This is a genomic window from Pseudomonas sp. Z5-35 (assembly GCF_051131945.1).
GTDB lineage: Bacteria > Pseudomonadota > Gammaproteobacteria > Pseudomonadales > Pseudomonadaceae > Aquipseudomonas > Aquipseudomonas marvdashtae.
Genome location: NZ_CP071640.1, coordinates 57,872 through 72,538, shown reverse-complemented (window position 1 = coordinate 72,538; position 14,667 = coordinate 57,872). Strand labels below are relative to the sequence as shown.

At 59.9% G+C, this 14,667-nt stretch carries 12 protein-coding genes; 7 read left to right on the top strand and 5 right to left on the bottom strand.

The genetic code is table 11. The features are described from left to right. Positions 1–58: 58 nt before the first annotated feature. Together choX and betC are read right to left on the bottom strand one after the other, a co-directional pair. Entirely contained in the window at positions 59–979 is a 921-nt protein-coding gene (choX, locus tag J3P95_RS00340) for a choline ABC transporter substrate-binding protein (RefSeq protein WP_434559802.1), read from the bottom strand. Between the two features lie 15 nt (positions 980–994). After that, positions 995–2,512 (bottom strand): choline-sulfatase, encoded by a 1,518-nt coding sequence (betC, locus tag J3P95_RS00335; RefSeq protein WP_434579199.1) that lies wholly within the window; start codon positions 2,510–2,512, stop codon positions 995–997. Between the two features lie 114 nt (positions 2,513–2,626). On the opposite strand from betC, the gene J3P95_RS00330 reads away from it, so the two are divergent. Beyond that, positions 2,627–3,577 carry a choline sulfate utilization transcriptional regulator gene (locus J3P95_RS00330; protein ID WP_434579201.1) on the top strand — a complete coding sequence of 317 codons (951 nt, stop codon included), beginning with the start codon at positions 2,627–2,629 and terminating at the stop codon, positions 3,575–3,577. A 5-nt stretch (positions 3,578–3,582) separates the two neighbouring features. Here J3P95_RS00330 and J3P95_RS00325 read toward each other — a convergent pair whose 3' ends face one another. Next, positions 3,583–4,242 (bottom strand): NAD(P)-dependent oxidoreductase, encoded by a 660-nt coding sequence (locus J3P95_RS00325; RefSeq protein ID WP_434579203.1) that lies wholly within the window; start codon positions 4,240–4,242, stop codon positions 3,583–3,585. An 84-nt stretch (positions 4,243–4,326) separates the two neighbouring features. Here J3P95_RS00325 and J3P95_RS00320 point away from each other — a divergent pair, with 84 nt between their 5' ends. The 6 genes from J3P95_RS00320 to J3P95_RS00295 all read left to right on the top strand — a co-directional run bounded on the left by J3P95_RS00320 (position 4,327) and on the right by J3P95_RS00295 (position 11,657). Then, a complete protein-coding gene (locus J3P95_RS00320) occupies positions 4,327–4,665 on the top strand; it encodes a DOPA 4,5-dioxygenase family protein (protein ID WP_434559794.1) in 339 nt (112 codons plus the stop codon). Between the two features lie 279 nt (positions 4,666–4,944). After that, entirely contained in the window at positions 4,945–6,252 is a 1,308-nt protein-coding gene (locus J3P95_RS00315) for a CitMHS family transporter (RefSeq protein ID WP_186633441.1), read from the top strand. A 77-nt stretch (positions 6,253–6,329) separates the two neighbouring features. After that, a complete protein-coding gene (locus J3P95_RS00310) occupies positions 6,330–7,097 on the top strand; it encodes a TerC family protein (RefSeq protein ID WP_434559792.1) in 768 nt (255 codons plus the stop codon). 249 nt (positions 7,098–7,346) lie between these two features. Then, positions 7,347–9,005, top strand: a complete 1,659-nt coding sequence (locus J3P95_RS00305; protein WP_434559790.1) for a Na/Pi cotransporter family protein — start codon at positions 7,347–7,349, stop codon at positions 9,003–9,005. A 168-nt stretch (positions 9,006–9,173) separates the two neighbouring features. After that, positions 9,174–10,562 carry a M16 family metallopeptidase gene (locus J3P95_RS00300; protein ID WP_434579207.1) on the top strand — a complete coding sequence of 463 codons (1,389 nt, stop codon included), beginning with the start codon at positions 9,174–9,176 and terminating at the stop codon, positions 10,560–10,562. 87 nt (positions 10,563–10,649) lie between these two features. Next, positions 10,650–11,657, top strand: a complete 1,008-nt coding sequence (locus J3P95_RS00295) for a DUF5924 family protein (RefSeq protein WP_434579209.1) — start codon at positions 10,650–10,652, stop codon at positions 11,655–11,657. Positions 11,658–11,667: 10 nt separating this feature from the next. Here J3P95_RS00295 and J3P95_RS00290 read toward each other — a convergent pair whose 3' ends face one another. Together J3P95_RS00290 and gltP are read right to left on the bottom strand one after the other, a co-directional pair. Beyond that, positions 11,668–12,897, bottom strand: coding sequence for a nucleoside recognition domain-containing protein (locus tag J3P95_RS00290; protein ID WP_434579211.1), 1,230 nt, complete (start codon positions 12,895–12,897; stop codon positions 11,668–11,670). A gap of 119 nt (positions 12,898–13,016) precedes the next feature. Further along, complete coding sequence (gene gltP, locus J3P95_RS00285) at positions 13,017–14,348, bottom strand: glutamate/aspartate:proton symporter GltP (protein WP_434559782.1); 1,332 nt, start codon at positions 14,346–14,348, stop codon at positions 13,017–13,019. Positions 14,349–14,667 lie beyond the last annotated feature (319 nt).

Below are 14,667 nucleotides of genomic sequence, written 5' to 3'. Positions count from 1 at the left end.
TCAGGTTCTGGGGCTGCTTCGCAACCCAGCGGGAGCAAGCTCCCTCGCCACAATAGCTTTATAGCTTGGCCTTCACCGCCGCCAGTGCATCCTTGCCATCAACGGTCTTCACGCCGTCCAGCCATTTATCCAGCACCGCCGGATTAGCCTTGATCCAGGCCTTGGCCGCTTCGGCATTGCTGACCTTCTTGTTTACCACTTCAGCCATGATGCTGTTTTCCATTTCCTGAGTGAAACTCAGGTTGGTCAGCAGCTTGCCTACGTTCGGGCAGGCCTGTGCATAACCTTTGCGCGTCAGCGTGTAGACGCTGCCGGTGTCGCCGAAGTATTTCTCGCCGCCCTTGAGGTAGTGCATCTTCAGTTGCACGTTCATCGGGTGCGGGGTCCAGCCGAGGAAGGTCACGAATTTCTGTTTCTTCACGGCCCGGGAGACTTCGGCCAGCATCGCCTGTTCGCTGGATTCCACCAGTTTCCAGTCACCCATCTCGAAATCGTTGGACTTGATGATTTCCTTGAGCGAAAGGTTGGCCGGGGCGCCGGAACCGATGCCGTAGATCTTCTTATCGAATTTGTCGGCGAACTTGTTCAGGTCGGCAAAGTTATGCACACCCGCGTCCCAGACGTAGTCCGGCACCGCCAAGGTGAATTCGGTGCCATCCAGGTTCTTCGCCAGTTGCGTGACGTCACCGTTGGCGACGAATTTGTCATAGAACCCCTGCTGCGCAGGCATCCAGTTACCCAGGAATACATCAACCTGGCCGTCCTTGAGCCCGCCAAAGGTGATCGGCACCGCCAGGGTGTCGACCTTGGCCTTGTAACCCATGCCTTCGAGCAGGAAACCGGTAATGGCATTGGTCGCGGCGATGTCGCTCCAGCCCGGATCGGCCATTTTCACCGTCTCGCAACTCTGCTCGGCCCACGCCGACGCACTGCTCAACGCCAACAGCCCGGCGGTCAGTACTGTGGATAACTTTTGCATGTGCTTCCCCTTACGTTATTGGTTTATTGGGCAGGGTTGTGGGTAACGGGCCTTGCGCTCCAGGTCGTCGAGATCGATGTGGTTGCGCATGTATTGCTGACTGGCATCGACCAGCGGCTGGTGGTCCCAGCTCTTGAGTTTGCCCAGGGTCAACGCCTGGGCGACAAAACGTCGGCGCCGCTGGCTGGCGAGCACCTGTTGATGAATCGCTGGAATATCCCATTTGGCCCGCGCTTCGGCGAGAAAATCAGCCAACAGGGACTGATGCCCAGGCGAATGGCTGAGGTCTTCCAGTTCCTTCGGATCATTGCGCACATCAAACAGCAGGCATGGGTCATCCTCGCTGTAGATAAATTTCCACGGGCCGCGACGGATCATCATCAACGGGCTGATGGTACCTTCGGCCATGTATTCACCAAACACTTCGTCATGCCCACCCTGCCCTTGCAGATGTGGCAACAACGAGCGGCCATCCAACGGCAAACCGGGGTCCAGCGTGCCACCAGCCAACTCGACCAGGGTCGGCAACAAGTCGGCGGTGGACACTGCGGCACCGACGCGGCCACTGGCGAACTGGCCCGGCGCGCTGATCAATAGCGGTACGCGCGCGGCCATTTCGAACCAGTGCATTTTGTACCAGAGGCCCTTTTCCCCAAGCATGTCCCCATGATCGCCGGAGAAGACGATGATGGTGTCATCCAGCAGACCGGTCTCTTCCAGGGTTTGCAGTAACTTGCCCACATTGCTGTCGATGTAGCTGCAAGCACCAAAATAGGCGCGGCGGGCGTCGCGAATCTTATCCACAGGCAACGGCTTGCCCCACAGGTCGTAGACTTTCATCAGACGCTGGGAGTGCGGATCAAGCTCAGCCTGGTCGGGGGTTTGCGGCAGTGGGATGTCTTTGTCGTCATACAAATCCCAGAACGCCTTGGGAATCGTGTACGGATCGTGTGGGTGCGTCATCGATACGGTCAGGCAAAACGGTTGGTCGCCGTCTTCGCGAATGTGATCGAAGAGGTATTGCTGGGCCTTGAATACCACTTCTTCGTCGAAATCCAGCTGATTGGTGCGCACGCATGGCCCGGCCTGCAACACCGAGGACATGTTGTGATACCAGCTTGGCCGGACGTCCGGCTCATCCCAATTCACCGCCCAACCGTAATCGGCCGGGTAAATGTCGCTGGTCAGGCGCTCTTCATACCCGTGTAGCTGATCGGGCCCGCAAAAATGCATCTTGCCGGACAGCGCCGTGCGGTAGCCGAGGCGCCGCAGGTAGTGGGCATAAGTCGGAACGTCCGCAGGGAAGTCCGCCGCGTTGTCGTAGGCGCCGATCTTGCTCGGCAATTGGCCGCTCACCAGTGTAAAACGCGACGGCGCGCAGAGCGGACTGTTGCAATACGCAGCGTCGAACACCACGCCCTGGTCGGCCAGGCGTGACAGATTCGGCAGCTTGATCGGCGACGGACCGTAGATTGGCAACATTGGCGCGGCCATTTGATCGGCCATGATGAAAAGAATGTTCTTGCGCTTCATGTATTCGCGGCGTTCCATAGTGAGCGGTTATGCGATATTGCTGCGATTGAGCATGTAGCCCATGCTCTTTGGGGTAAAGCCCATGCAAGATAATGACTAGGATAAGCACAGCTTATGTATGACGCCTTGGGTGACCTGTCCCTGGACCTGTTCCGCGCCTTCGAAGCAGCGGCTCGCCAGCAAAGCTTCACGGCCGCCGCGATTGAGCTGGGCACCACACAGCCAGCCATCAGCCAGCAGATCAAGCGATTGGAGGAACAACTCGGCGCACGGTTGTTCGATCGTATCTACCGAGGCATCGAATTGACCGAGGTCGGTTCCATTCTGTTCGAACAGGTCCAGGCCGGCTTGCAAAGCATCGACGCCGGGCTGAACGCGATCAGTGCCCAGCACCAACACGAGGTGCTGCAAGTCGCGACGGACTTTGCGTTCGCCGCTTACTGGTTAATGCCGCGCCTGCACCGGTTTCATGCGGCCAACCCACAAGTGGACGTTAGCTTGGTAACTAGCGAGCGCAACCACAACATGCTGCGCACGGACATTGACGTTGCGGTCCTGTTTGGCGACGGTCGTTTCAAACAGGGCGAAAGTCGCTGGCTTTTCAGCGAAGAAGTTTTTCCCGTATGCAGCCCGCTGCTGCTTAAGGAACGCCCCCTGCCCTTGCCGGCCCAGGCCTTGTCGGAATTCCCCTTGCTGCATTTGCGCGGCGGCAACAGCAGCAGCTGGTTCGAGTGGAGTGGCGTGTTCCGTGAGCTGGGCATCACCTCGCCGCCCGCTCCCGGGCAATTGCGCTTCGACAACTACACGCTACTCATCCAGGCGGCAATCGGCGGCCAAGGTGTCGCCATCGGCTGGCGACACCTTGTGGATAACTTGCTGGCGCAGGGGCTGCTGTGCCGACCGATCGCCGAGACGGTGCTTTCCCGTCTGGGGTACTACGTGGTCCTGCCCCAGCGTAAGCGCCGGGGTGTGCTGATCAAGTTGTTCGTCGATTGGCTGATGGAAGAACAGGCCAACAGTGCAGAGTCGTTGACGGGATTGCCGCTGCCTTCCATTGCGGTGTGAGCACCTCAAGTAGCTGGGACAAAGCTGACATGCTCACCGACGTGTAGATTGAGGCGCAGTTCGTCGGCAATGCCGACCGCTACACGGCTCAGGCGCTCTAGCGATTCGGCCATGCCAGGCTCCAGGCTGGTGCTGACGTGGCTGAAATGTTCGGTGCTCAACCCCTGCACGGCATAAGGCGCATTGACGAGCGTCCATTGCAGGGCACTGTTTTTCAGGGCATCAAGGATTTCTTCGGCGGCGTGGTGCTGCAAGTCATCGTCTGTCTGCTCTTCTTCCAGCACGGCAAAGTTGCCCACCAGGAACAGCCGGGGAATCTTCACCGCTTGCATGCCGGCAATTAGCGCATCCACAGCCAGGACCTGCTCCACAGGACCGGGGATGAGCGTGCGCTCCACTTGCTCGCTGTTCATTGGCAGCCCCGGCGCGTTCAACAGGCACACCACAGCGCTGGCGCCGGCGACGCTCTGCTTGACTCGTTCGGGGTCGAAGAGATCCCCGGTCTTGGCGCGCAGGCCCGGGCGCGGCGCCAAGGCGGTAAGATCATCCAAAATGGCGATGATTTCATGCTGGCGTCGCAACAGTTCAGCCATCAACGCACTGCCGAGGCTGCTCATGGCACCATAAAGCACCACTTTAATGACCGGGGTTTCGGCGTTTTTCATGGCTGATATTCCTTTTTCCCGCGTGTAAAGGCTCTGACCCGTGGTTTAGCGCGAGGGTTCGGCTGGTCTTTCGAGGAGTGACAAATGCAACGGATCAAGGGCTATCACGCCCACGTTTATTTCGACGCCAGCACCCTCGACCAGGCGCGGGCACTGTGTGAGGAAGCGGCGCAACTGTTTGCGCTGAAGATGGGGCGGATGCACCAACGCCCGGTCGGTCCACACCCGGACTGGAGCTGCCAGCTGGCATTCGATCCGCAGTACATCGGCGTGGTCTTGCCGTGGCTGGCTCTCAATCGCAAGGGACTGGTAATTTTTCTTCACCCCGACACCGGCGATGACCTGGCGGACCACACCGATCATGCGATCTGGATGGGGGCGGTGCGGCCGTTGAATCTCTCAGCCTTCAAAGCAAAAACCTGACTGCTTTTGTTGTGGAGGCCAATCATCAGCCATTGCAGCGACGAAAGGCTGCTGAAAGCTTGCGCGATTAGGATCGCCTCACCTACCGGCAATAGACCGGTGGCCTAAAACGAGTCTTCGTTAGCTCGTGCGGCCCTTTTAACAACAACAATGGTGATTCTGATGTCCGCTGCTTCCCGTCCCGCTGCACCCACTCCATCCGTTCCCCTCGTGCTTTGCATTTCGCGCTGACCTGTCCGGTTCGCATTTCATAGCCGCGCCACGCCTGGAGTATTTCCCATGCTGACTTTCCTTGGCTTCGCCATGGTCATCACGTTCATGTTCCTGATCATGACCAAGCGCCTGTCCGCGCTGATCGCCCTGATCATCATCCCGATCCTGTTTGCCTTGTTCGGTGGCTTCGCACCGAAAATCGGCCCGATGATGCTCGAAGGCATCACCAAGCTCGCCCCGACCGGGGTGATGCTGATGTTCGCAATTCTGTATTTTGCCCTGATGATCGACTCCGGCCTGTTCGACCCGGCCGTGCGCAAGATCCTCAAGCTGGTCAAGGGCGACCCGTTGAAAGTTTCGGTCGGTACCGCCGTTCTGGCGCTCGTCGTTTCCCTCGATGGTGACGGCGCGACCACTTACATGATCTGCGTAGCCGCCATGCTCCCGCTCTACAGCCGCATCGGCATGAGCCCGCGGATCATGGCCGGCCTGATCATCCTCGCCGGCGGCGTGATGAACATGACCCCGTGGGGCGGCCCGACCGCCCGCGCAGCCAGCGCGCTGCATGTGGACCCGTCCGACATCTTCGTGCCGATGATCCCGGCGATGCTGGCCGGCGTCGTGGCGATCCTGGCGATTGCCTATATGTACGGCAAACGCGAGCGTGCCCGCCTGGGTGAATTGCACCTGGCCGGTGATGAAATGGACCACAGCGAAATCAGCGTTTCCCAGTTTCCGGATGCCCGTCGTCCGAAGTTGATCTGGTTCAACGGCGCGCTGACCCTGGCCCTGATGTGCACCCTGATTGCCGGACTGCTGCCATTGCCGGTGCTGTTCATGGTGGCGTTCAGTATCGCGATGATCGTTAACTACCCGTGCCTGCAACAGCAGAAAGACCGCGTCGCGGCGCACGCTGGCAGCGTGTTGGCGGTGGTCGGGCTGATTTTCGCGGCGGGGATCTTCACCGGTATCCTGACCGGCACCGGCATGGTCGATGCCATGTCCAAGAGCTTGCTGGCGGTTATTCCGGAGTTCCTCGGTCCGTACCTGGCGGTCATTACCGCGCTGGTGAGCATGCCGTTCACGTTCTTCATGTCGAACGATGCATTTTATTACGGGGTGTTACCGGTTTTGGCCGAGGCCGCCAGCCATTACGGCATCACCGCCGTCGAAATGGCCCGTGCTTCCATCGTCGGCCAGCCCGTTCACCTGCTGAGCCCGCTGGTTCCGTCGACTTACCTGCTGGTGGCGCTCGCCGGGATCGAGTTCGGCGATCACCAACGCTTCACCTTGAAGTGGGCAGTACTGGTTTGCCTGTGCATAATGTTCGCCGCCTTGCTGATGGGGATTTTTCCGCTGTTCAGCACTCTATAAAAGCAACGCCCGCTGCGTCGCCCCTTTCGGGTCACCGAAGGCGCGGCGCGGCCTAACACTCGCTCAAAGGAACTCACATGGAATGGCTGACCAACCCGGAAATATGGGTTGCCTTCTTTACCTTGACCGCCCTGGAAATCGTCCTGGGCATCGACAACATCATCATGATCTCGATCCTGGTCAGCCGCATGCCCAAGCACATGCAGGCGCGCACCCGGATCTTCGGCCTGGCCTTGGCCATGATCACCCGGATCCTGTTGCTGCTGTCCATTACCTGGGTCATGCGCCTGACGGCCGATTTGTTCGAAGTCTTCGGCCAGGGCATTTCCGGTCGCGACCTGATCCTGTTCTTCGGTGGCCTGTTCCTGCTATGGAAAAGCTCCCAAGAGATGTACCACGCGCTGGAAGGCGAGGATGAAAGCACCGACGAGCCATCGGGCACGGGCGGCAGCTTCATCTACACCATCGTCCAGATCGCGATCATCGACATCGTGTTCTCGCTGGATTCGGTGATCACCGCAGTCGGCATGGTTTCCCATGTCCCGGTGATGGTGGCGGCAATCATCGTAGCTGTGCTGGTGATGATGCTGGCGGCGGGTACTATCAGCAGCTTCATCGACAAGCATCCGTCGCTGAAGATGCTGGCGCTGTCGTTCCTGCTGGTCGTCGGTACCGTGCTGATCGCCGAGTCGTTCGAGGTGCATGTGCCAAAAGGCTACGTCTACTTCGCGATGGCGTTTTCGCTGGCGGTGGAAGCGATCAACATCAAGATGCGCATCGCCATGGCGCGCAAGCGCAAGCAACAGGATCCGGTGAAACTGCGCAAGGATTTTCCCGGTCAGTAATATCGTAGGGCGATGAACGAAGGGGCTCTCGGAGCCCCTTTTTCATGCCTGCGGATAAGTGACCTGTTGCGCAACATTCAAGATCCGCAACGTTCTTGCAGAGAACCTATTCATGACAGTTTTGTTTCAAACGATTCTTTAGCTGTGCAATGCTGGCGCCTGAACCGTTCGCCAACTACAGCTTAAGTACAAGTAGAACGATGTGGCACCGTCAATTTGTCCCTTTGGGACGCTAACAGGGGGCTCCTCATGCTGACCCTGCTGAATCTACTCTCCGCCGTGGCCTTGCTGATCTGGGGCACGCATATCGTCCGTACCGGCATTTTGCGGGTCTACGGCTCGAACCTGCGCCATGTCATTGGCCAGAACATGTCCAAGCGCTGGCTGGCGTTTATTGCAGGAATCATGGTCACGGCCATGGTCCAGAGCAGCAACGCCACGGCGATGCTTGTCACGTCCTTCGTCGGCCAAGGGCTGATGACGCTGACCCCTGCCCTGGCGACCATGCTCGGCGCGGATGTCGGCACCGCCTTGATGGCCCGCGTACTGACCCTGGACCTGTCGTGGTTGTCACCGCTACTGATTTTCCTCGGGGTGATTTTCTTTCTGTCGCGCAAGCAGACCCGTGTCGGGCAGATGGGCCGGGTCGGCATCGGCCTCGGCCTGATCATCCTGGCCTTGCAATTGATCGTCGAAGCCGCTGCGCCGATCACCCAGGCCCAGGGCGTGAAAGTGATTTTTGCCTCGCTGACCGGCGATATCCTGCTCGATGCCTTGGTCGGCGCGCTGTTCGCCATGATTTCCTATTCCAGCCTGGCGGCCGTGTTGCTGACTGCGACACTGGCGGGCGCCGCCGTGATCAGTTTGCCAGTGGCCATCGGCCTGGTGATCGGTGCCAACATCGGCAGCGGCATCCTGGCCTTCCTCAGCACCAGCATGCAGAACGCCGCCGGACGCCAAGTAGCGCTGGGCAGCCTGCTGTACAAGCTGATCGGCCTGGTGCTGATCATTCCGGTGCTCGATCCACTGGTGGGCTGGCTGGACGGTCTGGATTTCAGCCCCCAGGAAACCGTCATTGGCTTCCACTTGCTCTACAACTCCGTGCGTTGCCTGGTCCTGCTGCCAAGCGTCGGACCCATGGGCAGGTTGTGCGCATGGCTGCTGCCGGAACGTGCGGAAATCAAGGGTACGGCCGCGCCCCGGCACCTGGACCCCGCCGCCCTCGCCACCCCGAGCCTGGCGCTGGCGAACGCGGCCCGGGAAACCTTGCGCATCGGCGATCTGATCGAAAACATGCTCGAAGCCATGCTCGGCGTGTTGCGTGGCGAGCAAACGGCAATCACCCAGCAAGTGCGCGGCATGAGCGACGATGTCGAGGCGCTGTGCAGCGCCATCAAGCTTTATATGGCGCAAATGCCGCGTGAGGACCTCAGCGAGCAGGACAGTCGTCGCTGGGCGGAAATCATCGAGCTTGCAATCAATCTCAAGCTGGCTAGCGACCTCATCGAGCGCATGTTGCGTAAGGTCCAGCAACAGAAAACCTCGCAACGTCGATCTTTTTCCGAGGTGGGCCTGGAAGAGCTGGCGGGATTGCACAGCCACCTGATCGCCAACCTGCGCCTGGGGTTGTCGGTGTTCCTTAGCGCCGACCGGGAAAGCGCCCGCCAATTGCTGCGGGAGAAACGGCGTTTTCGCGCACAGGAACGGCGCATGGCCCACGCCCATGTCAGCCGTCTGCACCGCAAGGTCGTGCAGAGTATCGAGACCAGCTCCCTGCACTTGGAGCTGATTGCCGACATGAGGCGCTTGAATTCGCTGTTCTGCGGCAGCGCCTACGTGGTGCTGGAAACCTCGGAGATCGGTGCGCTGGCCGTTGATGAAATTTCCGACATCACGCATTCACCTTGAACGACTGGCGCCTGGGCCAGTCATTAAAAAGGGCCGGACCTCAAGCCAATCGAGCCAGACAACTCCCACGGTCATGAACACAGCGCAAATCCAAAGTGGGAGCGCACCTGCTCGCGATAGGGCTGGCCCGGAACCATGGATCGTCATTCAGCCGCCAGGAAGCCTGCCATGCGTTGTCTGTTACTCGCCCTGCTTTTGTTCGGTTCCCTACCCGTGGTTGCCCTGGACCGGTTCCAAGTCGAAGGCTACACATTGCCCAACGGTATGCAGCTGTTGCTCAAGCCCGGCAATGACCGTGGACACGTAGCGATTCGGCTGGTGGTCGGCGTGGGCCTTGATGATTTCAAGTGCGCCGACAAGGAGCTGCCGCATCTGCTTGAGCACTTGCTGTTCAGCGGTGTCGACGATAGCGGCGAAGGCGGCCTGGAAGAACGCATGCAGGCGTTGGGCGGCGAATGGAACGCCTTTACCAGCAATGCCGATACCACGTTCGTCATCGAGGCGCCCGCGAGCAATCAACGCAAGGTCCTGGATTTGTTGCTGGCGCTGCTGACCCGCACCCGCATTGACGACAAGGCCCTGCAAGCGGCCAAACGAGTGGTTGAACGCGAAGACGGCGGGCATTACACCCATCTGCAACGTTGGCTGGACCGCCAGGACATCGGCCACAAGGCCAGCAATCAGCTGGCCGTGGAGCTGGGCTTGCGCTGCGCGGAACGGGCCGAAGTCGAGCACCTCACCCTTGCGAAGGTCGAGCAGGTGCGCAAGGCCTGGTATGCCCCCAACAACATGACGCTGATTGTCGTCGGAGACCTCGACCGTCTGCTCCCGGCCTACCTGGAGCGCACGTATGGCGAACTCGAACCGGTCGAGCCCAGCGTCCACGCGCCGCTGCCGCAAATCCGCTACAGCGCGGTCACCAAACGCAACCTGACCCGCGGCCTGGTCGGCGATGGCGCCAAGCTTCACTGGTTGTTTCCAGAGCCGGTGCTGGAGCAGCAACACGACGAAACCTTCGACTTGCTCAAGGATTACCTGGACTGGGCGCTCTATCGCCAGCTGCGCCTGGCCAACAACCTGTCTTATGGCCCCTGGGCCGAGCGGGAAGTGTTGGGTGGCGTCGGTTTCATGGGCCTGAACGCCGACCTGGGCCGCGAGGACCTGCCCCAGGCCGAGCAGGCGCTGGAAGCGCTGCGTACCACCCTGCTCAAGGACGGCCTGGATCCCGAGAGCTTCGTGCGGATAAAACGCGCGGCCATTGCCCATCAATCCTGGGCCGTTCAAGGTAACAGCGCACTGGCCGATTACTATTGGAGCGCCTTGGGCGATTACGAGGATGGCCGCTTCGCCAACCCCGCCGCCCGCTTGCAGGCTGTGAGCCTGGAACAGGCCAACCAGGCCGTGCGCGAACTATTGAAGGATCCTGGTTATTTACGCATCGAAAAACCGTTGGTCAGCGATGACGAGCTTGTCTGGGGCCTGAGCGGGTTGGTGGCGTTGTTGCTACTGCTGTCGGCGTGGCGCTTGCGCCGAAGGGCGCTTCGCAAAACGGCATAAACCCTCGCCAAGGCGACGCTCGTCACATCGAGGTCCTGGCGATACTCTGTCAGGGATATTTCCTACGACTTACTGTGAAACCGCCGAATGCCGAACCTGACTCAGTTTATCCAGCGCATCCTCGAACTGATGAAGCGCTACCCAGGGGTCATCGCCCTCGGCGGTTTCATCTCCGGGGTCGGCAGTTTCATGCTGGTGGACCGTCAGCAAGGCCTGGCGACCTGGATCGCCATCATGATGCTGGTGAGCTGGCTCTGGCTGATGCTGGAAAACAGCCTGACCCGGCTGTTCACCAAGGTTTTCAAACGGGAAATCCCTCAGCCGCTGTTGCGTTACGCCACGCAGATGATTCACCAGGAAAGCCTGTTTTTCGTCCTGCCGTTTTTCTTCATCACCACCACTTGGAACAGTAGCCAACTGCTGTTTACCGGGCTGCTCGCCGCGTCGGCGCTGATCTCGATCATCGATCCCCTTTACTACAAATGGCTCGCGCCTCGGCGCTGGGCCTTCCTGGCGCTGCATACGCTGACGCTGTTCGCCGCCCTGCTCACGGCGTTGCCGGTGATCCTGCACCTGACCACTGACCAGAGCTTCAAGCTGGCGCTGGGCATCGCCATGCTGTTGTCGTTCCCGAGCCTGGCCTCGATCTTTCCGATCCGCACCGTGCGCAACGCCCTGGCGATTCTGTGCATCACCTTGGGGATTGGCGCCGCCGGCTGGGTGCTGCGCTCCTGGGTGCCACCCGCCACGCTGTGGATGACCGAAGTCGCGATCAGCACCCAGCTGGAAGACCGCACGCCGGGCGCCAGCCTGAAGGAAGTCAGCGCCACCCAGATCCGCAGCAATGGCCTGTACGCCTATACCGCCATCAACGCGCCGCGAGGGCTCGATGAGCGGATCTACCACGTCTGGCAATTCAACGGCAAAGAGGTCGACCGTATCGCCCTGGATATTCATGGCGGGCGCAAGGAAGGCTATCGCGCCTGGACCCACAAGCAGAACTTTCCGGGCGACCCGACGGGCAAGTGGCAAGTGCGGGTGCTGACCGAGAACGGCCAGTTGATCGGCGTGTTGCGGTTCAAGGTGAACCCTTGAACCCTGACCCTCAACCAAAGAACCAGTAGCAAACCCCGATCGCCGCCACCACACCGGCGAGTTCGGCCAGCAGCGCGCAACCCACCGCGTGGCGCGCCCGTTGGATACCTACCGCGCCGAAATAGACCGCCAGGACATAGAACGTGGTTTCGGTACTGCCCTGGATGGTCGCCGCCACCAGGGCCGGGAAGCTATCCACCCCGGACGTCTTCATGGTTTCGATCAGCATCGCCCGGGCGGCACTGCCGGAAAATGGCTTGACCATGGCGGTCGGCAGCGCATCGACGAAGCGCGTGTCCCAGCCGGCCCACTCCACCAAGTGCCGGATGCCGTCCAAGCCGAAGTCCAGCGCGCCCGAGGCACGCAGCACACCGACGGCACAGAGCATCGCCACCAAGTACGGCAAGAGGTTCTTCGCAACGTCGAACCCCTCCTTCGCGCCTTCGACAAACGCCTCATACACCTTGACCTTGCGCAGCGCGCCAACCACCAGGAACAGGATGATCAGGCCGAACAGCGTCAGGTTGCCAAGAATCGACGACAGCCCCGCCAATGCCGTGGCCGAGAGCGTCGCCAGCAACGCCATGAAGCCGCCCAGCACCAGCGCACCCGGGATCAGATAAGCCAGCACCACCGGATCCCACAGGCGCAGGCGCTGCATGAAGGCCACCGAAAGCAGCCCCATCAGCGTCGACGCGCTGGTGGCGAGCAGGATCGGCAGGAACACCAGCGTCGGGTCCGGCGCGCCTTGCTGGGCGCGGTACATGAAGATCGTCACTGGCAGCAGCGTCAGCGACGACGCGTTGAGCACCAGGAACAAGATCTGCGCGTTGCTGGCGATGGTCGGGCTGGGGTTGAGGTCTTGCAAGGCGCGCATGGCCTTGAGGCCGATGGGGGTGGCGGCGTTGTCCAGTCCCAGGCCATTGGCAGCGAAGTTAAGGGTGATCAGGCCGATCGCCGGATGCCCGGCGGGCACTTCCGGCATCAAGCGCAAGAACAGCGGGCCGAGGGCCTTGGCCAGCCAATCGACGATGCCGGCTTTTTCCGCGATACGCAGGAAGCCCAGCCACAGCGTCAATGTGCCGAACAGCAAGACCATGACCTCGACCGAGAGCTTGGCCATGGCGAAGATGCTTTCCACCATGGCGGCGAAAATCCCGGCGTTGCCGCCGATCAGCCACTGCGCCATTGCCGACACGGCCGCCACGATAAAGAAGCCAAGCCACAGGCCATTGAGCATCGGTAAGTCCCCCGGAAGATGCGGCGAATGATAGCGGGGCTGGCCAAAACGACAAACCCCGGATTTCTCCGGGGTCTGCCTGGCACGCTGACAACGCTCGCGATGATCCAGGCAAGGAATCAACGGTTGGACGTTTCACCCGCCGGCAGCGACTCTTTGCTGCGCCAGTGCGGCAGGGAGTTCCAGTAGCGCTGGCCCTTGGCATCGTCATACATGCCTTCCCAACGGGAAATGACTAGCACGGCCAAGGCGTTGCCGATAACGTTCAGCGCCGTGCGGGCCATGTCCATGACGCGATCTACACCCGCGATGAACGCCAGGCCTTCCAATGGAATGCCAACGCTGCCCAAGGTCGCCAGCAGCACCACGAACGATACGCCCGGCACGCCAGCGATGCCCTTGGAGGTCACCATCAGAGTCAATACCAGCAGCAATTGCTGGCTGAGGGACAAGTCAATGCCATAGAGCTGGGCAATGAAGATCGCCGCGATACTTTGATACAGCGTCGAACCGTCAAGGTTGAAGGAATAACCGGTAGGCACCACGAAACTGCAAATGGCTTTTGGCGCACCATACGCTTCCATCTTCTCGATGATGCGCGGCAGCACCGTTTCGGAACTGGCGGTGGAGTAGGCCAGCACCAGCTCATCCTTGAAGATGCGCATGAGCCTGATCACCGAGAAGCCGAACAGCCGAGCAATCAGACCCAGCACCACGAAGGCGAAGAACGCGATAGCGACATAAACCAGGATCACCAGCTTCGCCAGCGGCAGCAGGGAAGCGAAACCGAAGTTGGCGACGGTCACCGCGATCAGGGCGAACACGCCGATAGGGGCGTATTTCATGATCATGTGCGTGACCTTGAACATGCTTTCCGATACGCCCTGGAACATTTTCACCAGCGGGTCGCGCAGATCCGATTGCAAGCTGGACAACCCGAGGCCGAACAGGACCGAGAAAAAAATGATTGGCAGCATTTCGCCACGCGCGACGGCCGCGAAAATGTTGGAAGGAATCAGGTTGAGAATGGTCTCGACGAACGCGTGTTCATGTTGGACTTCGGCGGCGGTGGCCTGGTACTTGGAAATATCCACAGTTCCCAGGGTGCTCATATCAATGCCATTGCCCGGCTGGAAGAAATTCGCCAGGAGCAAGCCGACGACGATAGCGATTGTGGTGACGACTTCGAAATAAACGATGGTCTTGAAGCCGATCCGCCCCAGCTTCTTCGCATCTCCCACCCCGGCAATGCCGACAATCAGCGAGGAGATGACAATTGGGATTACGATCATCTTGATGAGACGGATAAAGATATCGCCTGCCGGTTGCAGCACGTTGCTGATCCACCAGGCCTTCTCGGCACTGAAGTGGTTGAGCAGCGCGCCGATTGCAATCCCGAGGACCAGACCGATGAGGATCTGCCAGGCGAGGCTTAATTTTGCCTGCTTCATATCATTACCCTTACTTCAGTTGGAATCGGGCAGGGCGCGGACTGACCGCCAATGACGTCAGTAGCCATGCTTCTGCCCCCGTATAAGGTCACCCGGAGCGCGTACGGAGCGCTTACTGGCAGGCGAAAAAAGGCGCAACTATTGCCACGCAAGAGGGGATCGTCTAATGCCGTAAACGCCTACCCTATGCCGAATCGGCATGAGATTTACAAATCGAAACGTTCGTCCCAAGCGGTTCGGATACGACATTCGATCAGGCATAAACGCCGTCAACCGCCCATTTCAGCGTAGTAGGGCTTGGTTTTTCAGGTAGGAGGAT